Here is a 24,449-nt window from a genome sequence, read left to right on the forward strand (position 1 = left end):
TCACCTGTTTGTCGGATCCGCGATTCCGTGAGCAAATGCGGCTGATCATCCAACCGCCGAAACGGCTTCTGGATTCGCTGCCGTCAAGCCGCCTCGTCCGTGGAATCGGGAGCCAGTCGCACGCTGCCGGACTGGGTCTTCTCGTCGGGGAAGACCCACTTCCGGAGCGCCCAGAAGCGGAACACCATGGCGATCAGCGTGCCGATGATCTGCGCGCTCATGAAGTCGGCGACCTCCTGGGTAACCAGGCTCACATCCGGGGTCTCCAGGTGAAATACGTACCGGGAGATCCATAGCGGCGCGGAGCTGAGCACGAGACCGACGCCACTGACCAGGAAGAACAGCGCCGCCTCGTGACGGCGCTCGCGGCCGCCCCTGGTCCGGAACGACCATTCGCGGTTCAACACGTAGGACACGATCGTCGCCACGAGCACCGCGATGATCTTCGCGGTCACCGGCTTCGGTTCCAAAATGGTCAGCTTCAACCCGTAGAACACCGTGTTGTCCACTAAGAACGTTGTTCCACCCACCACCGCGAACTTCAGCAGTTCACGGTGCTTCAACGCGAGTGCGTGCAGTGGTTCCGGCAATCTCGCGAGTACTGCTTTCGCTATTTGGAGCACCCTCGATCTTCTCACCGGTCGAACACCCTGGTAACACCTCTACAACCTGTAGGTGCTGGCCTGCAGTCGGCGTAGCGGACGCCGGCCGGCCGATGCGTGATCAGGACGACCGTGCGGCCCTCGGTGTGGCCGCGGACGCGTTCGAAGAGGGCGTGTTCGGCCCGGGCGTCCAGGGCGGCGGGGCTGACCGGCGTCCTGACGTTCCTGCGCCGGCTGCGCGACTACGGAGGCCCCGCCCTGCTCCCGGAGTGACGGTCACGGGCGGAGCTCGGCGGCGTGGGCGCGGGCGAAGTCGGCGAACGACCGGGCCGGCCGGCCCATCACCTTCTCGAAGTCCGGCGTCGTGTAGTCACCCCACCCCGCCGAGTACGCCGTCAGGTACTCCTTGGTGACCGCCGCGATCCACGGGGACAGCCCGGCATCGACCATCGACCGCTGAACGTCGTCCGGCGCCATCGGCTGATAGGCGATCGGAGTGCCGTACACCTCGCCCAGCACGGCGGCCACGTCCCGCAGTGAGACGCCGGCCGGGCCCGTGAGAGTGTAGGTGCTGCCCTTGTGCTGTGCGGGAGCGCGCAGGACCGTGGCGGCGAAGTCGCCGATGTCGCGTACGTCGATCATGCCGAGTCGCCCCTCGCCGAGCCCGCCGTACAAGGTGTCGCCGTTGACCGAGCCGAAAAGGTTCTGCATGAAGAAGGCCGGGCGGATGACGGTCCAGTCGAGGCCCGAGGCCGCGAGCTCGACGTCCGACAGGGCGTGCAGGCGGCCGTTGCGGGTCGGCGCGTCGTGGGCCGCGCCGATGGCCGACATGCGTACGACGTGGCTCACCCCGGCCTTCCGGGCGGCCCAGACGGCGTTCATGCTCGCGTGCGGCGCCTGCGGGCCCATGGCGGTCAGCAGCCACAACGTGTCCACGCCCTGGAAGGCCTGGTCGAGCGTGGCGGGGTCGTCCAGATCGCCGACCGTGACCGCCACCCCCGACGGCGCCTTGGCCGCGTCACGCACGAGGACCCGCACGTCCCCCATGTCGGACAGGGTGCCGGACAGGGAGCGGAGGACAGCGCTGGAAACGGTGCCGTTGGCACCCGTGATCAAGATGCTCATGCCGTCGACGATATAGTAAGATTCAGTGACAATCAAGATTGATGACTAAATGGAGGACATGACCGTGCGCAGGAGCCGGCGCAAGCAGGAAGAGCCCGATCTCGGCATCCTGTCCAGCAGGACTCTTTTCAGCCTGCAGCGGCAGCTGTTCGAGACGCTGGCCCAGCAGGGGCATCCCGGGCTCAGGCCCCGGCACGGGGCAGTGCTGGCGTACCTGGACGAGGAGGGCAGCAGGGCCACGGACCTGGCCGCGCAGTCGGGCCAGCACAAGCAGGTGATCGGCACGCTGGTGGACGAGCTGGTCGAGCTGGGCTACGTGGAGCGCCAGCCGGACCCGGCCGACCGGCGGGCCAAGCTGATCGTGCCCACCGAGAAGGGCCGCGATCACATGGTCAAGTCGGACGCCATCCTCGCCGTCATGGAGGCGGAGCACGCCGAGGCCGTGGGCGAGGAGGCGTACACGGAGTTCAAGAGGGTGTTCAAGCTGGTCGCCGAGCGCCAGACCGGCGGCTCAGCCCTGGCGGAGTGACATGACGAGGTAGCGGAAGGCGGGCTCGGCGTCGCCGGGCACGTCCTGGATCAGGGCGGGCCTGGTGGGCGACTCCATGTTGATGCGGGCCAGCTCGCTCTCGATCCCGGTCAGCCCGTCGAGCAGGAACTGCGACTGGAAGGCGATCTGGATGTCGTCGCCGCGCAGCTCGCAGTCGACGACCTCGGCGCCGCGCCCGATGTCGCCGCCGCCCGCCTGGATGAGCACCTGCCCCTGGCTGAACGACAGCCGGATCGCGGTGTTGCGCTCGGCCACCAGGGCGACCCGCTTGATGGCGTTCACGAACGGCGCCACCGCCACGTCGGCCCTGATCGACCAGTCGGAGGTCAGCCGGGCGCGATAGTCGATGAACTGCTCGTCGAGCAGCCGCACGGTCGTGCTCCGCCCGACGCTCTCGAACCCCGCCACCCCGTCGCCCATCGCGATCGACACCTCGCCGCCGCGCAGCGACTTGGCCACCTCGACCAGCACCTTCGCCGGGACCATGGCCGAGACCGCGAGGTCGGGGCCGGCCGGGCGCCAGGCGAAGTCGCGGGCGGCGATGCGGTAGCGGTCGGTGGCCGCCATGGCCACGGACTCGCCCGCGATGTCGACCCTGATGCCGGTGAGCATGGGCAGCGTGTCGTCGCGGCTGGCGGCGGGCGCGACCTGGCCGACCGCCGAGGCGAACACGCCGCCGCCGACGGCGCCGATGCTCGGCGGCATCGTGGGCATGGTCGGGAAGTCCTCGACCGGCATCGTGATCAGCCCGAACTCCGCGCTCCCGCAGGTCAGCACCGCCTCGGCGCCCTCTGTGACGATCTCCACGTCGTCGGCGGGCAGGCTCCTGCTGATCTCGGCCAGCAGCCGACCGGGGATCAGCACGCTGCCCGTCTCGGCCACGTCGGCGTCGACCGAGGCTCTGGCCGAGACGTCGTAGTCGAACGCGGACAGGACCAGCTCGTCGCTCGCCTCCAGCAGCAGCCCGGACAGAACGGGCACCACGGGGCGGGAGGGCAGGACTCGGGCAGCCCACGCCACCGCATCTGCCAGAACATCGCGGTTAACCCGGATTTTCACCTGCTACCACCCCTTCGTCGCCATGCCCTTATGAAAATAGCCGGTGCGACCGACAAGTCGGGGCAGTCTCCGGATGGCCAACCCCAGGTGGAGGGTTCCTAGCGGCTGTTGAGATAGGCGAGTACGGCCAGCACGCGGCGGTTGTCGTCGTCCGACGGCGCGAGCCCCAGCTTGGCGAAAATGGAGGCCGTGTGCTTGGCCACGGCGCTCTCGCTCAGATAGAGCCGCTGGCAGATGGCCGTGTTGGAGCGTCCTTCCGCCATGGCCTCCAGCACCTCCCGCTCGCGCGGCGTGAGCGCGGCCAGCGGCTCGTGCCTGGCGTTGCTGGCCAGCAGCTTGGCGATGACCTCGGGGTCCATGGCCGTGCCGCCCTCGGCGACCCTGCGTACGGCGTCGATGAACTGCTCGGCGTTGAAGACCCGGTCCTTGAGCAGATAGCCGATCGCGCCCGAGCCGTCGGCCAGCAGCTCGCGCGCGTAGAGCTGCTCGACGTGCTGGGACAGCACGAGGACGGGCAGCCCGGGCACCTGCTTCCTGGCCGCGAGCGCCGCCTGCAGCCCTTCGTCCGTGAACGTGGGCGGCAGCCGCACGTCCACGATCGAGACGTCGGGCCGCAGCTCCAGCAGGCCCCGCAGCAGCTCGGGCCCGCTCTCCACGGCCGCCACGACCGAGAAGCCATGGGCCTGGAGCAGGTGCACCAGCCCGTCTCTGAGCAGGTAGAGGTCCTCGGCGACGAGTACGCGGTTCTTCATCAGCACCAGGGTTTGATCGGCGTGGCACGCGCGACCCAGAGGTCGCGGTTGTGGTTGGAGGGTATCCAGATGGCTAGGATGTGCATGCACAGGCCCAGGGTGATCATGCCGAGGATGACCGGCCACTGCCAGGGCCCGGGCAGGTACAGGGCGAGGAACCAGCTCTTCTCCTCGACGCCGATCGTCTTCATGACGCCGGCCACGATGCCCTGAGGGAAGGTCGGGCACCAGGCCGTGGCCCAGAGGAACACGACGATGGCCGCCTTCCAGCGCGGCAGCCGGGGCAGGCTGCCCGCCCAGTGCTCGGGCAGCACCCGGGGCAGCTCCATCGCCACGGTGGTGGGGCCGCCCGGCGGGCTGTTCAGGGCGAGCAGCCCGTCGAAGGCGGCCAGCCGCCGCTCGATCCCGGACAGGCCGCTGCCCTTGGCCGGGTCGGCGCCGCCCAGGCCGTCATCGGTGACCGTGACCCGTAGGTTGGGGCCGTCGGTGCTGAGGTCCACCGTCACCGCGTGCGCGTCGCCGTGCCGGGCGGCGTTGGAGAGCAGCTCGCTGACCGCGAAGTACACCGCCGCCTCCACCGGCGCCTCCGGCCGGTGCGGCAGGTCCACGTCCACCGTGACCTGCAACGGGCTGTCCATGGCCAGCGCGCGTACGGCGTCGGCCAGCCCGCGCTCGGCCAGCACCGGAGGGTGGATGCCGCGGATGACCCGGCGCAGCTCGGTCAGCGTCTCGGAAGAGGTGTCCCGGGCCTTCGACAGCAGCGCCTTGGCCGCCGCGGGGTCGTCGTCGACGAGCTGCTCGACCGCGCCCAGCGTCATGCCGATCGCCACCAGCCGGGCCTGCGTGCCGTCGTGCAGGTCCCGCTCGATCCGGCGCATCTCGGCCGCCTGCGAGTCGGCGGCCAGGTTACGCGTCCGCTTGAGGTGGCTCACCTGGTTCGCCAGGCGGCTGGCGACGGTCGCGCGGAGCATCAGGTCGCTCCAGAGGGCGTAGACCCGCAGGCCACGCTCGGGGAGCGTGACGAACACCGGCAGCAGCGCCGCCTTCACCACCGGTTCGAGCACCAGCCAGATCGTGTCGCGCCAGGTCGCCGGGTCGGAGGTCAGCCACTTCCACTGGTTGTTCCACGCGGGGATCCGGGGCGTCTTGTAGAGGGTCCGGTCGGAGCGGTAGAGGCCGTCCGCCTGCGGCTCCGGAGGCGGGGGCTTGGGCAGGTACGGGGACTCGATGTGGACGTCGGTCCAGCTCCGCATCAGCCGCCGGTTGAGCTCGGCCAGCCTCCTGACCAGCTGGACCTGAGGCGAATACAGGAACACCATGCCCATCCCGAACGACAGCAGCAGCATGGTGAGGCTGAGCACGATCGCCGGCACCTCGACGAGGAGGAGCGCGAGCAGCGCCGCGGCCTGACCGAACCTTCGGAGCAGCATGCCCCCAGTCTGGTCCAACGGGCGCGACCGGACCATTGCACCTAGGTACACCCTTGCCCGACATCCAGCCGGATTCCCCGGCGAAGGCCGTGTTCCTAGCGTCGTCTGCATGAAGGTCATCGAAGTCAGGAACCTGCGCAAGCAGTACCCGAACCACCTGGCGGTCGCCGACGTGTCGTTCGAGGTGGCGGAGGGTGAGATCTTCGGCATCCTCGGCCCGAACGGCGCGGGCAAGACCACCACCGTCGAGTGCGTGGCCGGCCTGCGCGTGCCCGACGGTGGCACCGTACGGGTGGCCGGGCTGGACCCGCAGCTCAACAGGGGCGAGCTGCGACACGTGCTGGGCATGCAGCTGCAGAGCGCGGCGCTGCCCGAGAAGATCAAGGTGTGGGAGGCCATGGATCTGTACGCCTCCTTCTACCCCGACCCCGCCGACTGGTCCGAGCTGCTCGAACGGGTCGGCCTCGGCGGCAAGCGCGACACGGCGTTCAAGAAGCTCTCCGGCGGGCAGCGCCAGCGGCTCTCGGTCGCGCTGGCCCTGGTCGGCAGGCCGCGCGTGGCGGTGCTGGACGAGCTGACCACCGGGCTCGACCCGCAGGCCCGCAGGGACACCTGGGAGCTGGTCGAGCAGGTACGCGACTCCGGCGTGACGATCGTGCTCGTCACCCACTTCATGGAGGAGGCCGAGCGGCTCTGCGACCGGCTCGCGCTCATCGACGCGGGCAAGGTGGCGGCCACGGACACGCCTGCCGGGCTCATCGCGCAGGTGGGCGGGGAGCAGCGGCTGAGGTTCCGGCCGTCGGCTCCGGTCGACGACGCGTTGCTCCTGGCCCTGCCGGAGGTACGCGAGGTCACGAGGAGCGGCGAGCAGCTCGTGGTGAGCGGCACGGGCAACCTCGCGCCGGCCGTCACGCTCGCCCTGGCCCAGCACGGGGTCGTTCCAGGAGACCTGCGGATCGAGCAGACCACGCTCGACGACGCGTTCCTCGCACTCACCGGAAGGAAGCTGTCATGAAGCTGCTCCTCGTGGAGACCAAGCTGCACCTGCGCGAATGGCCGTTCCTGCTCTTCACGATCGGGCTGCCGGTCGCGCTCCTGCTCGTGCTGGGCCTCAGCATCCCGGACATGACCCGGCCCGGGGCCTCGGGGGAGCGGGCCGTGGACACGCAGATGCCGAGCCTGATGACGCTGCTCTCGCTGCTGACCCTGGCCTGCAGCGTGGTGCCCGCGGTGATGACCGGCTACCGCGAGCAAGGGGTGCTCAGGCGGATGTCCACCACGCCCGTGCACCCGGCACGGCTGCTGGGGGTGCAGCTCCTGATCAACCTGGTGGTCGGAGCGGTCACCACGGCCCTGCTGATCGTGACGGGCTCGCTGGTGTTCGGGTCGGCGGCGCCGCGGCAGTGGGTGGGATTCATCCTGGTCTTCCTGCTCGGCAGCGCCGCGTTGCAGGCCATCGGGCTGGTGATCGCCGCGCTGGCGCCCAACGCGAAGGTCGCGCCGGGGATCGGGTCCGCGGTGATGTTCCCCCTGATGTTCCTGGGGGGCATGTGGGTGCCGCGCGACCTCATGCCGGACGCGCTGCGGACGGTCAGCGACTACTCCGTCGCGGGGCCGTTCGCCCAGGCGCTCAAGGACACCTGGGCGGGCCACGCGCCGCAGACCGCGCACCTCGTGGTGGTGGGCGCCGGGCTGCTGATCTTCAGTGGGCTGGCCGTGCGGCTGTTCAGGTGGGAGTGAGGCTAGCGCCCGGCCCAGACCGGGCGCGCGCCGGTGACGTTGGTCATCAGGGAGTAGAGCGAGGACGAGGCCGTGATGAACATCCGGTTGCGCTTGAGCCCGCCGAACACCAGGTTGGCCGTGGGCTCCGGCAGCTTCAGCCGGCCGATCAGCGTGCCGTCCGGGTCGTAGCAGAGCAGCGCCCTGCCTGCCGCGGCCCAGACGCGGCCCGTGTCGTCGAGGCGCAGGCCGTCGAAGATGTCCTGCTCCGTCCCCTCGGCGAAGACCTTGCCGCCCGCGAGCGTGCCGTCCTCGCGCACCTCGAACACGCGCAGGTGCTTCATCCGCGTGTCGGCGACGTAGAGCCGGCTCTCGTCGAGCGAGAACGCCAGGCCGTTGGGGCGGGCGAAGTCGTCGGCCACGACACGGACCTCGCCCGTCACCGGGTCGGCGCGGTAGACGTGACAGCCGTCGATCTCCTGCGCGGCGGCGTAGCCCTCGTAGTTGCTGAGGATCCCGTACGGCGGGTCGGTGAACCAGATCGACCCGTCGGAGCGGACCACGACGTCGTTGGGGCTGTTGAGCCGCTTGCCCTCCCAGCGGTCGGCGATGACCGTGATCGAGCCGTCGTGCTCGGTGCGGGTGACGCGGCGGTTGCCGTGTTCGCAGGAGATCAGACGGCCCTCGCGGTCGAGGGTGTTGCCGTTGGTGTAGCCGGACGGCTGGCGGAACAGGCCGACCGCGCCCGTCATCTCGTCCCAGCGCAGCATCCGCTCGTTGGGGATGTCGCTCCAGACCAGGAACCGGCCGGCCGGGAAGTAAACAGGGCCCTCCGCCCAGCGGGTGCCGGTGTGGAGGCGTTCGACATAGTCGTCTCCGCCTACCGCGGCGAACCGCTCGTCGAGCACCTCGAACTCAGTGGGGATCGTGTCCGTCATGAGGTCCACCATATGCTGTTCGACATCTCGGGCATATCACTGGATAGCATTCGGCTGTGGATGATATCGACAGGATGCTGATCGGCCTGCTGCAGGAGGACGCGACGCGGTCGTACGCGGTGCTGGGCAAGGCGGTGGGGCTGTCCAGCGGGGCCGCGCACGAGCGGGTGCGCAAGCTGCGCGAGCGCGGGGTGATCAGGCGGACGACGATCGAGGTGGACCAGGCGGCGCTCGGGCGTGCGGTGACGGCGTACGTGCTGGTGGACGGGAGCACCTGGATGGGCGACAGCGCCGACCGGCTGGCGGCGATCCCGGAGATCGAGGAGGCGCACGTCATCGCGGGTCCCGCGTCGGTGCTGCTCAAGGTCCGTACGGCCGGGACAGTGGAGCTGCAGGACGTGCTGCGCCGGGTGTTCGGGGTGGACGGGGTCACCGGGACGCAGACGATCGTGGTCCTCGAGACCCTGTTCGAACGAACCCTCAAGTAATCTCCAGGTATGACGAAGGTCGCCTGGAACACCAAGGAGCTCACCGTCGGCGAGCTCGCCGAGCGCAGCGGGGTCGCCGTGTCCGCCCTGCACTTCTACGAGACCAAGGGCCTGATCAAGAGCCGCCGTACGGCCGGCAACCAGCGCCGGTACACCCGCGACAGCCTGCGCAGGATCGCGTTCATCAGGCTGGCCCAGCGCATCGGCATCCCCCTGAAGACCATCAAGGACGCCCTCGCCGAGCTGCCGGACGAGCGCACGCCCAACCGGGACGACTGGGCCCGGCTGTCGGCCGCCTGGCGCGGGGAGCTGGACGACCGGATCGAGCAGCTTCAGCGGCTGCGGGACGATCTCACGGACTGCATCGGGTGCGGCTGCCTGTCGCTCGACCGGTGCCCGGTGGCCAACCCCCACGACCGGCTCGGCGACGAGGGCCCGGGCGCGCGCCGCATCGATACCCGCCTCTGCCCCCCACCCCAGTCCTGCGCCCCCTCAACCGGCTGCGCCCCCTTCACGGAAACGCCCCTCCCCACAGCCTCCTGACGCCCCACCCCAAGGCTGCCCCTCGTCGTCGTCACGGTCGGGCCCGGCCTCTGGAGGGACCCCAAGGCCGTCCTCCTCACGCAAAGGACCCCAGCCGAAGTGCGGTGGCGCGCTTCGGCTGAGGTCCTGAGCCGCTTTCAGCGGGCGGGCTTGGCCGGCGGGACGATGAGCGTCGGCCGGTGCGCGTGATGGAGCACGTGGTTGGACACGCTCCCCAACAGCACCGACCGCACCCCCGCCAGCCCCCGCGACCCCGTGACGATCACCGAGGCATCCACCTCATCCGCCACATCGACAATCGTCTTCCAGATCGACTCGTTGTCAGCCACCGCCCGATAGGTGACGTCCGAGAGCCCGGCGGCGATGGCCAGCTCGGCCCCCTCCCGGGCATGCTGCTCCGCCTGCGCGTGCGACTCGTCCTCGGTGCTCTGGTCGAGGGCGCCCGCGGCCAGCGGATACTTCTTGAGCTGCACGAGCAGCGGCTCCCACACCGTGACGACGACGGTGGGCTCGGCGGCGAGATGCTTGGCCGCGAATTCGATCGCGGTCCGCGAGTCGGCCGAGCCGTCGTAGGCGACAAGGATGGTCATGGCGTTCTTCCTTTCACTTCACTCTTCCGCTAAAGCACCGAAGCGATCAGGCGCCATTCCAGAGCCGGCTGTCTCCTTTGTCACACCCCGGGGGAGGGGTCAGGATTCGGTGAGGGCGATGAGGATGTGTTCCATGCAGGCGTGCCCCGCCCGCTCGGCCGCCGCCGCGTCCCCCGCCGCGATGGCGCGGGCGATGGCGTCGTGCGGGATGTAGCTCTTGTCGAGCGAGGTTCCCGCGGCCGTGATGCTGGCGCGCAGAGCCGCCGAGAAGTCCTCGTACAGGTCGATCAGCACCAGGTTGTGCGTCGCGTGCGCCACGGCCATGTGGAAGGCCAGGTCGGCCTCGACGAAGTAGTCGGGGTCGTCCAGCTCCCAGGCCCGGTCCCGCTCGGCCAGGGCCGCCTCGATGCGCTTGATGTCGTCGTCCGTGCGCCGGGTGGCGGCCAGGCGCGCGGACTCGACCTCCAGCGCACGACGTACCTCGAGGATCTCGAGCTGCTCGGCCTGCTTGAGCCGCCGCAGCATCGCGCCGGACAGCTCGCTGGTCGCACGGACGTAAGTGCCGTCCCCCTGACGGCACTCGAGCAGCCCGGCGTGCGTGAGCGCGCGTACGGCCTCCCGAACGGTGTTGCGACCCACCCCGAGCTGCTCGGCGAGCACCGTCTCGGTCGGGATCTTGCCGTTCATCGGCCACGACCCTGAGGTGATCTGCTCCTTGAGCTGATCGATCACCTGGTCGACGAGCGAAGCCCGCTGCGCCGTACGCAGACTCACAGTCCGCCTCCTCCGGGGAAACCAATCATCCTATGAGTCAATGACTGGTAGACCCTAATTATTCCAGACTCAAAACGCCAAATCTGGAGCTCCTGGAGGATCAGCGCGAAACCGTGGCGTCGACGGTCACCCCCGCCATGGCCGAACGGACCCCAGCGGCTTCGAGGGCCTTACGATATGCGGCGGTCTGTTGTGTTCTGGACCCGGCCCTGCCGTAGAGGTCGCCCAGCTCACGCCAGCAACGCGCGGCCTGCCGATCGGAGCCGAACACCGGCCGGTCGAGCGTGTCGAGCGCCCGGTGGGCGTCGCGCAGGTGCGCGGAGGCGTCGCCCCCCTCGTCGAACGCGACGGTGGCCAGCACGAGGTGGGCCTCGGCGGGCGTGGTGCCGGCGCGGTCGTGCGACAGGCTCAGAGCCGCGTTCGCCAGCTCGCTCGCCCGCGCCGAGGCGCCGGTCCGCAGCACGACCCGCGCGTGCACGATGAGGCTCTCGCCGTGCTCGCGCGCGGTGCCGGGGAACGTGGCGAACGCCTCGGCGGCGGCCGAGATGAGGCGCTCGGCCTCGTCGGCCGGCACCGTGGTCAGCCTGGACCAGTGCATGGCGGTCCTGGCCAGCTGCAGCGACAGCCGGGCCTGGCGGCCGGCCATGATGGCGTCGTCGGCGAGGCGCACGGCCAGCGCCGAGTCCTCGCCGGCAGCGGCGGCGGCGCTCGCGTGCCACAGCGCCTGGATCTCTCCGGAACGGTCCACAACTTGAGGAACGCCGGTCAGAGCCAGCACCCGCTGGACGTATCCCAGCTCGCGGGACTCGCTCTCGCGCTCGCTGCGCGCCTCGACCAGAGCGGCTGCCAGGTCGACGGCGATCTCGCCCTGCGTGATGGACAGCCGCTCGGCCTGCTGGAGGGCGGCGGCGGCCAGGTCGCGGGCCCGCAGGCGGTCGCCCGCCCGCTGGTAGCAGCGGCTCAGTGCGATCGTGAGCGGGAGGTCGGCCAGCCGCTCGGGGTGAGCCGCGGCCTCCCTGCGCAGGCGCTCGAACGCCTCCACCGCCTGGCCGAGGCGACCCTGGGCCTCGAGCGCGCGCGCCCTGCCGAACCGGGCGTGCGCGGTCAGCATGGCGTTTTCCTCGTCGGCCGCCTTCACGATCTCCGTGAAGCGGTCGGCGGCGACGGACGGGTCGCCATGCTGCAGCTCGAGCTCGGCGTGACGCAGGCCGAGCTCCGTGTCGATGCGCTGCCGAGGTTCGATTCCGTGAAGGAGGAACTCGGTCGTGCACCCCAGCCGCTCGGCCAGCAGCCGGGCCACGACAGGAGTCGGCGTGCGCTTGCCCGACTCAATGAGCGAGACATAACTGTCAGACAGGTCGGGTCCGGCCAGTTGGGCCTGGGACATCCGCCTGTTCAGCCGCAGTCCGCGGACGCGGTCACCGATGGTTCCCTGACTCGGCATCTCATCTCTCAAGGCGGGGAAGGGTCAACAACACGCAATGATTGCATGAAGTAGCCGAATCGGGTATCCCCGAGTGAAGAATTCCCCGCGAGGAGATTAATCGTCGCTCTCGTCCTTGCTGGGAAAAAGCATCCCGCAGACCTCGAGGTACAGCGTCTCGGGGTACGGAATGTACTCCACGGTCGAGAGTGCCTGGTCCTGACCTGCTGACTCGAGGATGAACTCACCGTAGCCGAGCATGCGCCCAAGCAGACTTCTTTGGAAGCTCATGTCGGTGACCTTGCCCAAAGGCATCATCGCGACCTTACGGGTGATCAAGCCCGTTGTCAGCAGCATGCGCTTCGAAGTCACCACAAAGTAATCGACCGACCACTCCGCGACTTTCCACACGAAACGCACCAGAAGCAGGAGCCACAACCACCACACGACGACGAGCGCCGTGCCACCCTGATCGCTGCCTCCGAAGAACTTGCTGAGCAAGCCCGCGACGATCAGGCCGGCGAGCACCTCGGCAACCGGGCGTAGCAAGATCGCAGGGTGCCGCCGGACCATGATGAACTGTTGTTCTTGGGGGAGAAGGTATCGGTTGACCGACGACGGGGCGGAGTCCCCGTGGGTCACAAGTCTCATGACAGGCTGTTCACAAATTGAGCCAGCGAGTCGGCCGCGTTGAACACCGTGTCGAACGCTCCTCTCACCGCGTCCGCGGCGTCAGATGGTCGCGCGAACAGGTAGTACGCGACAAATGCGATACCACCGTATGTGAGGACTTTTTTGACCTGCACCGTCGCCTCCGTGCCCTTACCCACTCCACCCGCCCTATACATTACCCACCCGGATGCCCGGGTAAAGATGCCTTCGCGGGATAGTTTTGATCTTGTCAGCCGCGTTCGCTGGCCACCAGGGCCAGGACGTGAAGGTGCTTGCGTGCGATGCGCTCTACAAGGCTTGGATGGGCGTAACCGGTGACCTCCAGCGCGCCGTAGTGCGCAGCTTCAACGCAGCGCGTTACGGTGGTCGCGGAGTGGATGCCGGCGAACTCGTCGCACAGCACAGTTTCCACCTCCGCGTACGGAGCCGGCTCCGCCTCGCTGTGATCGCTCATCGTGCTCCCCCACGCGCATGCGGAAGTTGCCTTCCTGCCTCTTCGTACCCACGAAACAACAGTATGTAACGAAGAGATGACTGCGTGTGACGGGAAAGGTGCTTTTCAGACGTCGTGGCGTCAGACCACGCCGTAGAGGCGGTCGCCCGCGTCGCCGAGGCCGGGCACGATGTAGCCGTTCTCGTTGAGCCGCTCGTCGAGCGCGGCGGTCACCACGCGGATGGGCTTGCCCGAGTTGGCGAACACCTTGTCCATGTACGCCAGGCCCTCGGGGGCGGCCAGCAGGCAGATGGCCGTGACATCGACCGCGCCCCTGTCGAACAGGAACTGCACGGCCGCCGCCAGCGTGCCGCCGGTGGCCAGCATCGGGTCGACGACGTAGCACTGGCGGCCGGACAGGTCGTCGGGCAGCCGCGTGGCGTATGTCTCGGCCTGGAGGGTGGACTCGTTCCTGATCATGCCGAGGAACCCGACCTCGGCCGTGGGCAGCAGCCGGGTCATGCCGTCGAGCATGCCGAGCCCGGCGCGCAGGATGGGCACCACCAGGGGGTACGGCTTGGCCAGTCGCACGCCGTGGGCGGGGGCCACGGGCGTCTCGACCGTGACGTCGTTGATCCGCACGTCGCGGGTGGCCTCGTACGCGAGCAGCGTCACCAGCTCATCCGCGAGCCTGCGGAAGGTCGGCGAGTCGGTGCGGACATCGCGCAGCGTGGTGAGCTTGTGGGCCACGAGCGGATGGTCGACGACGAGGGTTTCCATAAACGGCAAGGCTATCCGCTGGCGAACGTGCATGGGGACCCCCGCCACCTGCGGTGGTCCCCTGACCGCGCCCACCCCCACGGCCCGTCAGGCCATGGGTTTTGATCACAATTTGGTCCGAGAGGCACACGCCTCGTGCGCGGGTCTGGAACGATTGGGTGCTGGTAATACCTGTCGTGTCAGAAGTCGGGTGGGGATGGCGATGGCAGACGAAGATGACGCTCTGGACTTCGCCATCGTGGTCTATCGCGAGGACGGGTGCTGGGACGCCGAGCTCCTGCCGGTCGTGCTCACGTCCGACCTGCAGGGGTTGATCCATGCCCTGCGGCAGCAGCCGAGCGAGAGCGGGACGATCGGGCTGGTCGCCGTGGGTGACGAGTTCTTCGTAGCTTTGCGGGTCCTGGGCGAGCGGGTGGACGTGTTCCTGTCCGACATCGCGGCCTCCTGGGACTTCCCGCTGGCCCGCCAGGTTCTCGAGTACCTCGACGTGCCGGTGCCGGACGAGGAGGAGCTCGACGAGATCCTCCAGGACGAGGAGACCGTGCTCCCCGCCGGAGATCTGTCGATCTTCGCCGATCTCGGGTTGGACGAGATGGAGCTGGGCATCCTCTCCGGCGACATCGACTTGCTGCCCGAAGATGTGCTGTCCAGCATCGCCGCGCGGCTCGGCTTCTCCGAGCCGTTCGAGCGTGCCATCGAATCGGTCTTCGGCTGACCCCCTGGAGCTCGGACATGGCGTCCAACACCTTCTCTGCGGCTTTCGTCAGGACCTCGGACGGCTGGAGCGGCGCCGAGGTCGATCTGAGCGCGGCCGAGATCGTCGACGACCTCGGTGACGCGGTCACGGAGACGCTGAGCCTCTCCGGCGACGAGCTGGCCCTGCTCTGCGTCGAGGTCGAGGACGAGTGGTTCGCGATCGCCCGCTACCGGGGCGAGGAGGAGCCGCGCGTGTTCCTGTCGGACGCGCACGCGATCCTGTCCGACCCGCTCGGCGAGCTGTTCGCCGAGTTCGCCGGCGTGGCGCCCGACAAGGAGGCCAACGGCCTCGGCGTGCGCCCGGCCGGTGACTACGAGCTGCTGAGCGACCTCGGGGTCAGCTCCGAGGAGCTGCTGGAGCTGAGCATGGAGGAGGGCATGCTGCCGGCCGACATCCTGTCGGTGATCGCCGAGCGGCTGGCCTTCGCCGACGAGCTCGACCGGCTGCGGTGACCCGGCTCTCGCTGTGACGTACGAGGAGGCCATGCGCCTGGCGCTGGCGGAGGCGGACGCAGCGGGGTCCAGGGGAGAGATCCCCGTGGGCGCGGTGGTGCTCGACGCGCTCGGCGAGGTCCTGTCCGCGGCGGGCAACGACCGCGAGTCCTCCGCCGACCCGACGGCCCACGCCGAGGTTCTCGCGCTCCGGCAGGCGGCCGTGCGGCGCGGGCAGTGGCGGCTGGCCGGCTGCACGCTCGTGGTGACCCTGGAGCCCTGCACGATGTGCGCGGGCGCCGCTGTACTGGCCCGGGTCGACCGGATCGTGTACGGCGCGGTGGACGAGAAGGGCGGGGCCGTGGGCTCGCTCTGGGACGTCGTACGCGACCGCCGGCTCAACCATCGGCCCGAGGTCGTCATGGGAGTGTTGGCGGACGAGTGCTCGTCGGTACTAAAGCGGTTCTTCGCTACTCGCCGGATCCGGTAAGCTCATGCGCGGTGGTGTCGCCTAGTGGCCGAGGGCGCACGCCTCGAAAGCGTGTGATGGGGCAACTCATCCGTGGGTTCAAATCCCACCACCACCGCCACGAGAAGGGCCTCCGACCTACGGGTCGGGGGCCCTTCGTCTGTCAAGATCATGAAAGCGTTTTGGGGACCCCGGCGGCCCGTCGCCGCCGCTGACGTGCCCACCGTGGGCGAGGACGAAGACACCATCCTGCCCACCGGTGCCGGATGGGGCGGCATCCAGCGGTCGGCAACCAGGCCCGACCAGACTCTCGTTCCTTTGTCGAAGGTTGTAGCAGTGTGCCCACCGTCGGACATGGCATGCCTCTACCAGCCGGCATGGCCGGATCACATCATGCACGCGTTGAACTGAATTGATGGGATGGATCCATCCTCCCGCTCGTTGCCGGTGATGTCCAGACAAGAGATCTACCGAGAGCATCGCAGCAAAATGCCCCTTGGGGTAGACAGTGCCCCGGATTCGGCCTTAAATACATCCCATCTCTTCATGTCGGTGACACACGGATGCCGCCGATATGAAACATCCCCCGCTTCGGGATCAGTGCGAGGAAGTGCCGATGAGACTCACAACTGTCCTGTGCTCCACCGCCTCCGCCGTGTCCGCGCTGGTGTTGCTCAGCGCCTGCAGCAGCTCCGGCACCACGGCCACGTCGAGCGCCACGCCACTGGTCGGCGTGGACTACCCACGCTCCGACACCGACTTCTGGAACTCGTACATCAAGTACACGCCCGAGTACGCCAAGGAGCTTGGCCTCTCGCTCAAGACCACCAACTCGCAGAATGACGTCGCCAAGCTGACCGCCAACGCGCAGACGTTCATCAGCCAGGGTGTGAAGGGCCTGGCGATGGCTCCGCAGGACACCGCCGCCATCGCCCCGACCCTCGCGCAGCTGGAGGCGAAGAAGATCTCGGTCGTCACCGTCGACACCCGCCCCGACAGCGGCAAGGTCTACATGGTCGTCCGCGCCGACAATCGTGCCTACGGCGAGAAGGCGTGCCAGTACCTGGGCACCAAGCTGGCCGGCAAGGGCAAGGTCGTCATGCTTCAAGGCGACCTTGCCTCCATCAACGGCCGTGACCGCACCGAGGCGTTCAACGACTGTATGAAGAAGAACTACCCGGGCATCACGGTGCTGGGAGAGGCCACCAACTGGGACGGCGCCGTCGCCGCGCAGAAGCTCCAGACAGACCTGACCGCCCACCCGGACATCAAGGGCGTCTACATGCAGTCCAGCTTCGCCCTGTCTGGCACGCTCCAGGTGCTCAAGCAGAAGGGCCTGTTGGTCGGTCCCGAGGACGCGAAGCACGTGTTCGTCGTCTCGAACGACGGCATCCCCGAAGAACTCAAGTCCATCGCCGAGGGCAAGATCGACGCCACCGTCTCCCAGCCGGCCGACCTCTACGCCAAGTACGCCCTGTACTACCTGAAGGCCGCAATGGACGGGAAGACGTTCCAGCCGGGCAAGACCGACCACGACAGCACCATCGTCCAGGTCCGTGACGGTCTGCTGGAGGACCAGCTCGCAGCCCCGCTCGTCACCGCCGACGGCGGCACCTACGGCGGTGTCCCCAGCCTCAAGAGCACCGACACGTCCCTGTGGGGCAACAACCTCGGCTGAGTCTCAGAGCTCGTCAGGAAACAGAACGGCTCACGAACACAAGGCGGTTGAGATGAGCGACGGGGAGCGAGCAGTCACCCCCGCGCCCGCCCCGGCGCACGACGGGAGAGCCCCGGTCGGCCCTCCCGTCGTCGAGGCGACGGGCATTGTCAAACGATTCGGTCCGACGGTGGCCCTGAACGGCGCCCGGATCACCATCATGCCCAACGAGACCCACGCGCTGGTCGGCCGCAACGGGGCCGGCAAGTCGACCCTGGTGTCCGTCCTCACCGGACTTCAGGCCCCGGACGAGGGAACGGTCACCTTCGGCGGCAGCCTGGCGCCCCGGCTCGCGGACCGCGACGCCTGGCGGCAGCGGGTGGCCTGTGTTTACCAGAAGTCGACGATCATCCCCACGCTGACCGTCGCCGAGAACCTCTTCCTGAACCGGCATGAGCACGGCCGGAGCGGGCTGATCAGCTGGCAGGGAGTGCGCAGGCGGGCGCGGGAACTGCTGTCGACCTGGTCGGTGGACGTGGATCCGCAAGCTCCGGCCGGCGATCTCAGCGTGGAACAGCGGCAGTTCGTCGAGATCGCCCGTGCGCTGTCCTTCGGAGCCCGGTTCATCATCCTCGACGAACCGACCGCGCAACTCGACGGCGCGGCGATCAACCGGCTCTTCGAGAGAATACGCGATCTGCAGCGCCAGGGCGTGACCTTCCTGTTCATCAGCCACCACCTCCAGGAGATCTACGAGATCTGCGACATGGTGACGGTGTTCCGAGACGCCCAGCACATCCTGACCGCGCCGGTCGCCGAACTTCCCCGCACCGAGCTCATCGCCGCCATGACCGGCGAGGCGGCGGCCGACAGGCGCGAGGAACGGGCGAGCGCCCTCGACGTCGGCGCGACGTCGGCGCTGAGCGTCCGGGGCCTCACCGGCCAGGCCTACGAGGACGTCACCTTCAAGGTGGGCGCGGGCGAGATCGTCGGCCTGGCCGGGGCCGCCGGCAGCGGTCGCATCGAGGTCGCCGAGACCGTCGTGGGGCTGCTGGCCGCCGACGGCGGCGAGGTCGAGATCGCAGGGCGGCAGCCACAGCCGGGCAGCGTGCCCGCCGCGCTCGCCGCCGGCGCCGGGTTCGTCCCGCAGGACCGGCACCACCAGGGTTTCGTACCCGACATGTCGATCGCGGACAACGCCACGCTGTCCGTGCCCAAACGGCTCAGCCGGGGAGGGTTCCTGAGCCGCGACCGCCGGGACCAGCTTGCCGAGGGCATGATCGAGAAACTGGCGATCAAGACCTCAGGCTCCGACCTGTCGGTCTCCGCGCTGTCCGGGGGCAACCAGCAGAAGGTCGTCATGGCCCGCGCCCTCGCCGACGACCCCCGGCTGCTGGTGCTGATCAACCCGACCGCAGGCGTGGACGTGCGCTCCAAGGAGTTCCTCCTCGGCAAGGTCGAGGAGACCGCGGAAGGCGGCACCGGAGTGCTCATCGCCTCTGACGAACTCGACGACCTGCGCATGTGCGACCGGGTCCTGGTGATGTTCCAGGGCCGGGTGACCTCAGAGATCGCCCGCGGCTGGCACGACCACGACCTAGTGGCCGCGATGGAAGGAGTGGACCTCAATGCCTGAAACCGCCCTCGCGGACACGCCCGCCCCCAAGCCCACGAAGCCCGAGGCCGGGCGGAAGGGGCTGTTCGGCGGCCGGATACCCGTGGCCCGGCTGCGTGACCTCGCCCTGGTTCCCGCGATCGTCGCGATCGCGATCGTCGGCCAGATCGTCAACCCGGTCTTCCTCCAGGGCGACAACCTGATCAATGTCCTGCAGACCATGTCCGAGATCGCCCTGCTGGTCCTCGCCCAGACGATGATCCTGATCGTCAAGAAGATGGACCTGTCTCTGGAGTCCACCATGGGCCTCGCGCCCGGCGTCGCCGCCCTGCTGGTGGTGCCGGCCGGCGTCGGACCCGGCCTCGGGCTCCTCCCCGGCGCCTGGTCGATTCCCATCACGCTGGCCGTGGGTGCGCTCATCGGCGTGGTCAACGCCCTGCTGATCATCCGCTTCGGTCTCAACGGCTTCATCGTCACCCTCGGCATGCTGATCGTCCTGCGTGGTGTCCTCACCGGCATCTCGGGCGGCCAGACCTTCTTCCAACTGCCGGAGTCGATGCTCTACCTGGGCACCGCCCAGTGGTTCGGGATACCCGCCTCTATCTGGATCTGCCTGGCGCTGTTCGCCGTGGCGATCGTCGTCCTGGGCTGGACCAGCTTCGGCCGCTCGCTGTACGCCATCGGCGGCAACGTCGACGCGGCGAAGGCGGCCGGTATCCGCACTGACCGGGTGCTGTGGATCGTCATCGTCACCGGCAGCCTGCTGGCCGCACTCGCCGGGCTGCTACTTTCCGGGCGTCTCGCCTCCGTCGCCTCCGCGCAGGGCAACGGTTACATCTTCACCGTGTTCGCCGCCGCCGTCATCGGCGGGATCAGCCTCAACGGCGGCAAGGGCACCATGTTCGGCGCCTTCAGCGGCATCCTGCTGCTCTTCATGATCCAGAATGTGCTCACCCTCGCGGGTGTCCCCGCCCAGTGGATCGGCGCCCTCAACGGCCTGATCATCCTGGTCGCGCTGACCATCTCCCGCATCACGGGCGGCAAGGTCCAGGAGTGAACCGGGCGACCCCACGCCGCCGTACGCCGCCCCATCTTTGTTCCGTCGCAGGAGGTCGTGTCGCCGCCTGCCGCCACAGGAGTTGCTGCCATGTCCTCCGCTGTGTCCGCATCCGCCCGCATCACCGCGCTCGACGTCATGGACGTCCGGTTCCCGACGTCCGAGCATCTGGACGGATCGGACGCGATGAACCCCGAACCCGACTACTCGGCCGCCTACGTCATCTTGCGCACCGACGCCGGTGACGGACTGGAGGGCCACGCCCTGGCCTTCACCACGGGCCGTGGCAACGATGTCCAGGCCGCCGCCATCGCGGCCCTGGCCCCGCATGTGGTCGGATTGTCCGTCGACGAGGTCTGCGCCGACCTCGGCACGTTCTCCCGCTCTCTGGTCCACGACCCCCAACTGCGCTGGCTGGGCCCGGAGAAGGGCGCCATCCACATGGCCACCGGTGCCGTCGTCAACGCCGCCTGGGACCTCGCGGCCAAGCGGGTCGGCAAGCCCGTCTGGCGGTTTCTCGGCGAGATGTCGCCAGAGGATCTGGTCGCCCAGATCGACTTCCGCTGGCTGAGCGATGCCCTCACTCCAGAGGAGGCGCTTCAGATCCTGCGCCGCGCCGAACCGGGTCGCCGGCAGCGCATCGCCCACCTGCTGGAGCGCGGCTACCCCGCCTACACCACCACCCCTGGCTGGCTCGGCTACTCCGACGAGAAGCTGGCCCGCCTCGCCCGCGAGGCCGTCGCCGACGGCTTCACCCAGATCAAGCTGAAGGTCGGCGCGGACCTCGAGGACGATCTACGGCGTATGCGCACTGCTCGTCAGACGGTGGGCGAGGGCATTCGCATCGCGGTCGATGCCAACCAGAGATGGGACGTGCAGCCCGCCATCGACTGGATGCGCGCCCTGGCCCCCTATCAGCCGTACTGGATCGAGGAGCCCACCTCCCCGGACGACATCCTCGGGCATGCCGCCGTTCGCAAGGCGGTCAGCCCCATCAAGGTCGCCACCGGCGAGCACATCGCCAACCGGGTCGTCTTCAAGCAACTCCTCCAGGCGGGCGCGGTGGACATCGTGCAAATCGACTCGGCACGGGTCGGCGGCGTCAACGAGAACATCGCGATCCTGCTGCTCGCTGCCAAGTTCGGGGTGCCGGTCTGCCCACACGCGGGCGGTGTGGGCCTGTGCGAGATGGTGCAACACCTGTCGATGTTCGACTACGTCGCCGTCTCCGGCACGGTCGAGAACCGGGTCATCGAGTACGTCGACCATCTGCACGAGCACTTCGTCGACCCGGTCCGCGTTGCGGACGGCCACTACCTCGCCCCGGCCCTGCCCGGACTCAGCGCGCAGATGCACCCGGAGTCTCTCAAGGAGTACGCCTACCCCGACGGCCCCGTCTGGACCGCCCGTGTCTGACGCCCTCCGCCTGGTCGACGCCCACCATCACGTATGGAACCTCGACCACCGCCCCCAGCCCTGGCTGGACGAGGCGGGCCACGAGCCGATCCGCCGCACCTTCGGCCTCGACGACCTGCGATCGACCGCGACCCGGCTCATCGCCGGCCGACAGCTGACGAGCACGGTGGTCGTCCAGTGCGTCACGTCCGTGGTCGAGACACGCGAGCTGCTGGCTCTGGCCGACGAGAACCCGCTGATCGGCGCGGTCGTCGGCTGGGCAGACCTGACCTCCCCGGCGATCGGTGACGTGCTCGACGAACTGCGGGCCGGGCCCGGAGGGGCGTATCTGCGAGCCGTGCGGCACATCGTCCAAAGCGAGTCCGACCCGGAATGGCTGCAACGCCCGGCCGTGGAGCGGGGGTTGCGGGCGGTGCAGGAGCGCGGGCTCGGCTACGACGTGCTCATCCGCAGCCACCAGCTCTCCCAGGCGATCCGCCTGGCCGAACGCCTCCCGGATCTGCCGCTGGTCCTGGATCACGCAGGGAAGCCCTCCATCGTCCGGCATGATCTGGCCGACTGGGAACAGAACGTGAGATTGCTTGCCGGGCACCCGCAGGTGCGGTGCAAGGTGTCCGGGCTGGTCACGGAAGCCGACCACGAGAAGTGGACGATCGCCGACATCCGGCCGGTGTGGGACGTCCTGCTCTCCTCCTTCGGCCCCGAGCGGCTGATGTTCGGCTCCGACTGGCCGGTATGCGTTCTGGCGGGGGGCTGGAACCGCTGGGCCGCCACCGTCGAGGTACTCCTGAGCGGCTGCTCCGCCATCGAGACCGACGCCGTGCTCGCTGACACTGCGACCACCTTCTACGGCCTGATATCCGCCGCCGACGGGAGGACCGCCCCATGCTCCTGACCGAACTGCTGCACCCTGGAATCCTCGAAGCCCTGGCCGGAGCCGGCCACGGCGCCCGCGTCCTGCTCGCCGACGGCCACTACCCCGCCAGCACCGCCACCGGCGAGCGTGCCAGGACGGTCCACCTCAACCTGGCCCCCGGCCTGCTGGACGTCACCGTCGTGCTCGACGTCCTGCTGCGGGCCCTGCCCGTCGAGTCGGCCCAGGTGATGGTGCCCCCCGAGGGCGCACCGGAGCCGCCGGCCATCACCGAGTACCGCTCGAAGCTGGCGCCCGTCCCGGTCGAGAACCTCAGCCGCTTCGAGTTCTACGACGCCGCCCGCTCACCCGACCTGGCGCTGGCGATCGTCACCGCCGACATCCGTACCTACGCGAACCTGCTGCTGACCATCGGCGTTCGCACTGAAAGGACCGTGACAACACGATGACACTCGCCGTCCGTTACACGGCTGCCCGAACCCTGGACACGGCGCCCGTCGAACCCGCCTCCCCCGGACCGGGTGAGGTCGAGCTGGCCCCCGCCTACGTCGGCATCTGCGGCACCGATCTACACATCTTCCACGGTGACATGGACGCCCGGGTCAGCACGCCCGCGGTCCTGGGGCACGAGATGTCCGGCCGTGTCCTCCGTGTCGGGCCGGACGTCGAAGGCTGGCGGCCCGGCGACGCGGTCACCGTGATGCCGCTGCGCTGGGACGACAGCTGCCCCGCCTGCCGCGCAGGCAACCGGCACATCTGCCAGCACCTGGATTTCATCGGTATCGACTCCCCGGGCGCGATGCAGCAGCGCTGGATCGTGCCCGCCGCCACCCTCGTACGGCTGCCCGACTCGCTCCCCCTGGACCGCGCCGCGCTCGTCGAACCCACTGCGGTGGCGGTACACGACGTCAACCGGGCCCGAGTGCGGGACGGTGAGCGGGTGGTCGTCGTGGGCGGCGGACCCATCGGCATCCTGATCGCGCTGGTCGCGCGCGCCACCGGTGCCGAAGTCCGCGTGGTGGAGCTGAGCGGCCACCGGCGGATCCTGGCGCAGAAGTTGGGGCTGACCGCCTGGAACCCGGCTGCCGAGGACGTGCCCGAACTGGTCCGGCAGTGGACCGGCGACGCAGGCGCGGATGTCGCATTCGAGGTCTCCGGCGCGGCAGGCGGTGTGGACACCGCGGTCCAGGTGCTGGGCGTACGCGGCCGGCTGTGCCTCGTGGCCATCCACCCCCGGCCTCGAGAGGTCGACCTGCATCGGTTCTTCTGGCGCGAACTGACCCTCATCGGCGCAAGGCTGTACGACCGTTCGGACTTCGAGAAGGCGGTCACGCTGGTTGCCGACGCCACCATCCCCGCCGAGCAACTGATCAGCAAGGTGGTGCCACTCACCCAGGCGCCCGCCGCGTTCGAAGCGCTCGAGGCGGGTGGCGACGTCATGAAGATCCTCGTGGACTGCACCGACGACGCACAGGGAGCAGCCGTATGACTGCCTTCGACCTCACGGGAAGACTTGCCGTTGTCACCGGCGCCCGGCGCGGCATCGGCCGGGCCATGGCCCGGGCGCTGGCCGAGGCCGGCGCCGACGTCATCGGCGTCAGCGCCAACCTGGAGGAGTCCGGCAGCGCCGTCGAGAAGGACGTCCTTGCCGCAGGCCGTACCTTCGAGGCGATCCGCACCGACTTCGCCGACACCGAGGCAGTCCGGTCCCTGGCCACGGACCTCGCTGGACGTGAGCGACCGGTGGACATCCTGGTCAACAATGCTGGCACCATCCGCCGCGCCCCGACGGCCGAACACGCCGACGCCGACTGGGAGCTGGTCCTCCAGGTCAACCTCAGCGCCCAGTTCACGCTGGCCAGGGCGGTGGGCGCGGCGATGGTGTCCCGAGGCTACGGGAAGATCCTTTTCACGGCGTCGCTGCTCAGCTTCCAGGGCGGCATCAATGTGCCCGGCTACACCGCCGCCAAGCACGGTGTCGCCGGCCTGACCAAGGCGCTGGCCAACGAGTGGGCCCCGCACGGCGTCAACGTCAACGCCATCGCGCCCGGCTACATCGCCACCGACAACACTCAGGCTCTCCAGGACGATCCGGCGCGCAGCCGGGCGATCCTGGACCGCATCCCGGCCGGGCGGTGGGGCACCGCCGACGATCTCGCGGGCGCCACCGTGTTCCTGGCCTCCGACGCCGCCGCCTACGTGCACGGCACCGTCCTCCCCGTCGACGGCGGATGGCTGGGCCGATGACCGTCGGCGCCGGCACCGTGCTCTTCCCCGAGCAGGTGGAGCGGGCCG

30 protein-coding genes and 1 tRNA gene are annotated in these 24,449 nt (G+C 69.1%); 18 read left to right on the plus strand and 13 right to left on the minus strand.

Going from position 1 to position 24,449, the window contains the following annotated elements:
• Positions 1 to 83: 83 nt before the first annotated feature.
• Positions 84 to 590, minus strand: coding sequence for a GtrA family protein (locus tag ABZX61_RS09195; protein WP_355192919.1), 507 nt, complete (start codon positions 588 to 590; stop codon positions 84 to 86).
• A 129-nt stretch (positions 591 to 719) separates the two neighbouring features.
• On the opposite strand from ABZX61_RS09195, the gene ABZX61_RS09200 reads away from it, so the two are divergent.
• Positions 720 to 875, plus strand: coding sequence for a hypothetical protein (locus ABZX61_RS09200; RefSeq protein ID WP_355192921.1), 156 nt, complete (start codon positions 720 to 722; stop codon positions 873 to 875).
• Between the two features lie 3 nt (positions 876 to 878).
• Here the strand turns inward: ABZX61_RS09200 and ABZX61_RS09205 are convergent, their stop codons facing one another.
• On the minus strand, positions 879 to 1,727 hold the full coding sequence (locus tag ABZX61_RS09205) for an SDR family oxidoreductase (protein WP_355192923.1): 849 nt from the start codon (positions 1,725 to 1,727) through the stop codon (positions 879 to 881).
• Between the two features lie 58 nt (positions 1,728 to 1,785).
• On the opposite strand from ABZX61_RS09205, the gene ABZX61_RS09210 reads away from it, so the two are divergent.
• Positions 1,786 to 2,256 carry a MarR family winged helix-turn-helix transcriptional regulator gene (locus ABZX61_RS09210; RefSeq protein WP_355192925.1) on the plus strand — a complete coding sequence of 157 codons (471 nt, stop codon included), beginning with the start codon at positions 1,786 to 1,788 and terminating at the stop codon, positions 2,254 to 2,256.
• Here ABZX61_RS09210 and dnaN read toward each other — a convergent pair.
• The 3 genes from dnaN to ABZX61_RS09225 all read right to left on the minus strand — a co-directional run bounded on the left by dnaN (position 2,239) and on the right by ABZX61_RS09225 (position 5,518).
• The gene (gene dnaN / locus ABZX61_RS09215) at positions 2,239 to 3,336 is read right to left on the minus strand and encodes a DNA polymerase III subunit beta (RefSeq protein ID WP_355192927.1); all 1,098 of its coding nucleotides are present in this window, start codon (positions 3,334 to 3,336) and stop codon (positions 2,239 to 2,241) included. The two genes, ABZX61_RS09210 and dnaN, sit on opposite strands and share 18 nt — an antisense overlap.
• 98 nt (positions 3,337 to 3,434) lie before the next feature.
• Positions 3,435 to 4,088 carry a response regulator transcription factor gene (locus tag ABZX61_RS09220; RefSeq protein ID WP_350724149.1) on the minus strand — a complete coding sequence of 218 codons (654 nt, stop codon included), beginning with the start codon at positions 4,086 to 4,088 and terminating at the stop codon, positions 3,435 to 3,437.
• Complete coding sequence (locus tag ABZX61_RS09225) at positions 4,088 to 5,518, minus strand: histidine kinase (protein ID WP_355192929.1); 1,431 nt, start codon at positions 5,516 to 5,518, stop codon at positions 4,088 to 4,090. Before ABZX61_RS09225 ends, ABZX61_RS09220 begins: the two co-directional genes overlap by 1 nt.
• Before the next feature lie 109 nt (positions 5,519 to 5,627).
• On the opposite strand from ABZX61_RS09225, the gene ABZX61_RS09230 reads away from it, so the two are divergent.
• Both ABZX61_RS09230 and ABZX61_RS09235 read left to right on the plus strand, forming a co-directional pair.
• Positions 5,628 to 6,533, plus strand: coding sequence for an ABC transporter ATP-binding protein (locus tag ABZX61_RS09230; protein ID WP_355192931.1), 906 nt, complete (start codon positions 5,628 to 5,630; stop codon positions 6,531 to 6,533).
• Positions 6,530 to 7,258: an ABC transporter permease gene (locus tag ABZX61_RS09235; protein WP_355192933.1), complete on the plus strand. Its 729-nt coding sequence runs from the start codon at positions 6,530 to 6,532 to the stop codon at positions 7,256 to 7,258. The genes ABZX61_RS09230 and ABZX61_RS09235 overlap by 4 nt, the downstream gene beginning before the upstream one ends.
• A 2-nt stretch (positions 7,259 to 7,260) precedes the next feature.
• On the opposite strand, the gene ABZX61_RS09240 is transcribed toward ABZX61_RS09235, so the two are convergent.
• Positions 7,261 to 8,175: an SMP-30/gluconolactonase/LRE family protein gene (locus ABZX61_RS09240; RefSeq protein ID WP_355192935.1), complete on the minus strand. Its 915-nt coding sequence runs from the start codon at positions 8,173 to 8,175 to the stop codon at positions 7,261 to 7,263.
• A 56-nt stretch (positions 8,176 to 8,231) separates the two neighbouring features.
• Between ABZX61_RS09240 and ABZX61_RS09245 the strand changes: the two genes are divergently transcribed.
• Together ABZX61_RS09245 and soxR are read left to right on the plus strand one after the other, a co-directional pair.
• Positions 8,232 to 8,663: an Lrp/AsnC family transcriptional regulator gene (locus ABZX61_RS09245; RefSeq protein ID WP_350724139.1), complete on the plus strand. Its 432-nt coding sequence runs from the start codon at positions 8,232 to 8,234 to the stop codon at positions 8,661 to 8,663.
• 9 nt (positions 8,664 to 8,672) lie between these two features.
• On the plus strand, positions 8,673 to 9,206 hold the full coding sequence (gene soxR, locus ABZX61_RS09250) for a redox-sensitive transcriptional activator SoxR (protein WP_355192937.1): 534 nt from the start codon (positions 8,673 to 8,675) through the stop codon (positions 9,204 to 9,206).
• A 137-nt stretch (positions 9,207 to 9,343) separates the two neighbouring features.
• Here soxR and ABZX61_RS09255 read toward each other — a convergent pair whose 3' ends face one another.
• From ABZX61_RS09255 to upp, 7 genes are all read right to left on the minus strand, one after another.
• The gene (locus ABZX61_RS09255) at positions 9,344 to 9,796 is read right to left on the minus strand and encodes a universal stress protein (RefSeq protein WP_355192939.1); all 453 of its coding nucleotides are present in this window, start codon (positions 9,794 to 9,796) and stop codon (positions 9,344 to 9,346) included.
• 99 nt (positions 9,797 to 9,895) lie between these two features.
• A complete protein-coding gene (locus ABZX61_RS09260) occupies positions 9,896 to 10,570 on the minus strand; it encodes a FadR/GntR family transcriptional regulator (RefSeq protein ID WP_350724133.1) in 675 nt (224 codons plus the stop codon).
• Positions 10,571 to 10,670: 100 nt separating this feature from the next.
• Positions 10,671 to 12,014 carry a helix-turn-helix transcriptional regulator gene (locus tag ABZX61_RS09265; RefSeq protein WP_355192941.1) on the minus strand — a complete coding sequence of 448 codons (1,344 nt, stop codon included), beginning with the start codon at positions 12,012 to 12,014 and terminating at the stop codon, positions 10,671 to 10,673.
• A gap of 96 nt (positions 12,015 to 12,110) precedes the next feature.
• Entirely contained in the window at positions 12,111 to 12,644 is a 534-nt protein-coding gene (locus ABZX61_RS09270) for a PH domain-containing protein (RefSeq protein WP_192788987.1), read from the minus strand.
• A complete protein-coding gene (locus ABZX61_RS09275; RefSeq protein ID WP_192794450.1) occupies positions 12,641 to 12,823 on the minus strand; it encodes a hypothetical protein in 183 nt (60 codons plus the stop codon). The genes ABZX61_RS09270 and ABZX61_RS09275 overlap by 4 nt, the downstream gene beginning before the upstream one ends.
• Positions 12,824 to 12,894: 71 nt before the next feature.
• Complete coding sequence (locus ABZX61_RS09280; protein ID WP_192788986.1) at positions 12,895 to 13,119, minus strand: hypothetical protein; 225 nt, start codon at positions 13,117 to 13,119, stop codon at positions 12,895 to 12,897.
• Between the two features lie 120 nt (positions 13,120 to 13,239).
• Positions 13,240 to 13,878 carry a uracil phosphoribosyltransferase gene (upp, locus tag ABZX61_RS09285; RefSeq protein ID WP_350724129.1) on the minus strand — a complete coding sequence of 213 codons (639 nt, stop codon included), beginning with the start codon at positions 13,876 to 13,878 and terminating at the stop codon, positions 13,240 to 13,242.
• Positions 13,879 to 14,074: 196 nt separating this feature from the next.
• Here upp and ABZX61_RS09290 point away from each other — a divergent pair, with 196 nt between their 5' ends.
• The 12 genes from ABZX61_RS09290 to ABZX61_RS09345 all read left to right on the plus strand — a co-directional run bounded on the left by ABZX61_RS09290 (position 14,075) and on the right by ABZX61_RS09345 (position 24,401).
• Positions 14,075 to 14,593, plus strand: a complete 519-nt coding sequence (locus tag ABZX61_RS09290; RefSeq protein ID WP_355192944.1) for a tRNA adenosine deaminase-associated protein — start codon at positions 14,075 to 14,077, stop codon at positions 14,591 to 14,593.
• Positions 14,594 to 14,610: 17 nt separating this feature from the next.
• Positions 14,611 to 15,087: a tRNA adenosine deaminase-associated protein gene (locus tag ABZX61_RS09295; protein ID WP_350724125.1), complete on the plus strand. Its 477-nt coding sequence runs from the start codon at positions 14,611 to 14,613 to the stop codon at positions 15,085 to 15,087.
• Positions 15,088 to 15,118: 31 nt separating this feature from the next.
• On the plus strand, positions 15,119 to 15,556 hold the full coding sequence (gene tadA, locus ABZX61_RS09300; protein ID WP_350724347.1) for a tRNA adenosine(34) deaminase TadA: 438 nt from the start codon (positions 15,119 to 15,121) through the stop codon (positions 15,554 to 15,556).
• A gap of 10 nt (positions 15,557 to 15,566) precedes the next feature.
• A tRNA-Ser gene (locus ABZX61_RS09305) sits at positions 15,567 to 15,656 on the plus strand.
• A gap of 495 nt (positions 15,657 to 16,151) precedes the next feature.
• Positions 16,152 to 17,213 (plus strand): sugar ABC transporter substrate-binding protein, encoded by a 1,062-nt coding sequence (locus tag ABZX61_RS09310; protein WP_355192946.1) that lies wholly within the window; start codon positions 16,152 to 16,154, stop codon positions 17,211 to 17,213.
• A 52-nt stretch (positions 17,214 to 17,265) separates the two neighbouring features.
• Positions 17,266 to 18,828 carry a sugar ABC transporter ATP-binding protein gene (locus ABZX61_RS09315; protein ID WP_355192948.1) on the plus strand — a complete coding sequence of 521 codons (1,563 nt, stop codon included), beginning with the start codon at positions 17,266 to 17,268 and terminating at the stop codon, positions 18,826 to 18,828.
• Positions 18,821 to 19,864 carry an ABC transporter permease gene (locus ABZX61_RS09320; protein WP_355192950.1) on the plus strand — a complete coding sequence of 348 codons (1,044 nt, stop codon included), beginning with the start codon at positions 18,821 to 18,823 and terminating at the stop codon, positions 19,862 to 19,864. Before ABZX61_RS09315 ends, ABZX61_RS09320 begins: the two co-directional genes overlap by 8 nt.
• Positions 19,865 to 19,954: 90 nt before the next feature.
• Positions 19,955 to 21,280, plus strand: coding sequence for an L-fuconate dehydratase (locus ABZX61_RS09325; RefSeq protein WP_355192952.1), 1,326 nt, complete (start codon positions 19,955 to 19,957; stop codon positions 21,278 to 21,280).
• Positions 21,273 to 22,175 (plus strand): amidohydrolase family protein, encoded by a 903-nt coding sequence (locus ABZX61_RS09330; RefSeq protein WP_355192954.1) that lies wholly within the window; start codon positions 21,273 to 21,275, stop codon positions 22,173 to 22,175. The genes ABZX61_RS09325 and ABZX61_RS09330 overlap by 8 nt, the downstream gene beginning before the upstream one ends.
• Positions 22,166 to 22,603: an RbsD/FucU domain-containing protein gene (locus ABZX61_RS09335; protein WP_355192956.1), complete on the plus strand. Its 438-nt coding sequence runs from the start codon at positions 22,166 to 22,168 to the stop codon at positions 22,601 to 22,603. Before ABZX61_RS09330 ends, ABZX61_RS09335 begins: the two co-directional genes overlap by 10 nt.
• Positions 22,600 to 23,643 carry an alcohol dehydrogenase catalytic domain-containing protein gene (locus ABZX61_RS09340; protein WP_355192958.1) on the plus strand — a complete coding sequence of 348 codons (1,044 nt, stop codon included), beginning with the start codon at positions 22,600 to 22,602 and terminating at the stop codon, positions 23,641 to 23,643. Before ABZX61_RS09335 ends, ABZX61_RS09340 begins: the two co-directional genes overlap by 4 nt.
• Positions 23,640 to 24,401 carry an SDR family oxidoreductase gene (locus ABZX61_RS09345; RefSeq protein ID WP_355192960.1) on the plus strand — a complete coding sequence of 254 codons (762 nt, stop codon included), beginning with the start codon at positions 23,640 to 23,642 and terminating at the stop codon, positions 24,399 to 24,401. The genes ABZX61_RS09340 and ABZX61_RS09345 overlap by 4 nt, the downstream gene beginning before the upstream one ends.
• The last annotated feature ends 48 nt before the right edge of the window (positions 24,402 to 24,449 follow it).

The sequence above is a fragment of the Nonomuraea sp. NPDC003709 genome (genome assembly GCF_040610775.1).
Classification (GTDB): Bacteria; Actinomycetota; Actinomycetes; order Streptosporangiales; family Streptosporangiaceae; genus Nonomuraea; species Nonomuraea angiospora_A.

Coding starts and splice junctions, on each gene's coding strand:
- ABZX61_RS09205 (WP_355192923.1), bottom strand. CDS start 1,727: ATGAGCATCTTGATCACGGGTGCCAACGGCACCGTTTCCAGCGCTGTC.
- ABZX61_RS09210 (WP_355192925.1), top strand. CDS start 1,786: ATGACCGTGCGCAGGAGCCGGCGCAAGCAGGAAGAGCCCGATCTCGGC.
- ABZX61_RS09220 (WP_350724149.1), bottom strand. CDS start 4,088: ATGAAGAACCGCGTACTCGTCGCCGAGGACCTCTACCTGCTCAGAGAC.
- ABZX61_RS09225 (WP_355192929.1), bottom strand. CDS start 5,518: ATGCTGCTCCGAAGGTTCGGTCAGGCCGCGGCGCTGCTCGCGCTCCTC.
- ABZX61_RS09230 (WP_355192931.1), top strand. CDS start 5,628: ATGAAGGTCATCGAAGTCAGGAACCTGCGCAAGCAGTACCCGAACCAC.
- ABZX61_RS09235 (WP_355192933.1), top strand. CDS start 6,530: ATGAAGCTGCTCCTCGTGGAGACCAAGCTGCACCTGCGCGAATGGCCG.
- ABZX61_RS09240 (WP_355192935.1), bottom strand. CDS start 8,175: ATGACGGACACGATCCCCACTGAGTTCGAGGTGCTCGACGAGCGGTTC.
- soxR (WP_355192937.1), top strand. CDS start 8,673: ATGACGAAGGTCGCCTGGAACACCAAGGAGCTCACCGTCGGCGAGCTC.
- ABZX61_RS09255 (WP_355192939.1), bottom strand. CDS start 9,796: ATGACCATCCTTGTCGCCTACGACGGCTCGGCCGACTCGCGGACCGCG.
- ABZX61_RS09265 (WP_355192941.1), bottom strand. CDS start 12,014: ATGCCGAGTCAGGGAACCATCGGTGACCGCGTCCGCGGACTGCGGCTG.
- ABZX61_RS09270 (WP_192788987.1), bottom strand. CDS start 12,644: ATGAGACTTGTGACCCACGGGGACTCCGCCCCGTCGTCGGTCAACCGA.
- ABZX61_RS09280 (WP_192788986.1), bottom strand. CDS start 13,119: ATGAGCGATCACAGCGAGGCGGAGCCGGCTCCGTACGCGGAGGTGGAA.
- upp (WP_350724129.1), bottom strand. CDS start 13,878: ATGGAAACCCTCGTCGTCGACCATCCGCTCGTGGCCCACAAGCTCACC.
- ABZX61_RS09290 (WP_355192944.1), top strand. CDS start 14,075: ATGGCGATGGCAGACGAAGATGACGCTCTGGACTTCGCCATCGTGGTC.
- ABZX61_RS09295 (WP_350724125.1), top strand. CDS start 14,611: ATGGCGTCCAACACCTTCTCTGCGGCTTTCGTCAGGACCTCGGACGGC.
- tadA (WP_350724347.1), top strand. CDS start 15,119: ATGCGCCTGGCGCTGGCGGAGGCGGACGCAGCGGGGTCCAGGGGAGAG.
- ABZX61_RS09310 (WP_355192946.1), top strand. CDS start 16,152: ATGAGACTCACAACTGTCCTGTGCTCCACCGCCTCCGCCGTGTCCGCG.
- ABZX61_RS09315 (WP_355192948.1), top strand. CDS start 17,266: ATGAGCGACGGGGAGCGAGCAGTCACCCCCGCGCCCGCCCCGGCGCAC.
- ABZX61_RS09320 (WP_355192950.1), top strand. CDS start 18,821: ATGCCTGAAACCGCCCTCGCGGACACGCCCGCCCCCAAGCCCACGAAG.
- ABZX61_RS09325 (WP_355192952.1), top strand. CDS start 19,955: ATGTCCTCCGCTGTGTCCGCATCCGCCCGCATCACCGCGCTCGACGTC.
- ABZX61_RS09335 (WP_355192956.1), top strand. CDS start 22,166: ATGCTCCTGACCGAACTGCTGCACCCTGGAATCCTCGAAGCCCTGGCC.
- ABZX61_RS09340 (WP_355192958.1), top strand. CDS start 22,600: ATGACACTCGCCGTCCGTTACACGGCTGCCCGAACCCTGGACACGGCG.
- ABZX61_RS09345 (WP_355192960.1), top strand. CDS start 23,640: ATGACTGCCTTCGACCTCACGGGAAGACTTGCCGTTGTCACCGGCGCC.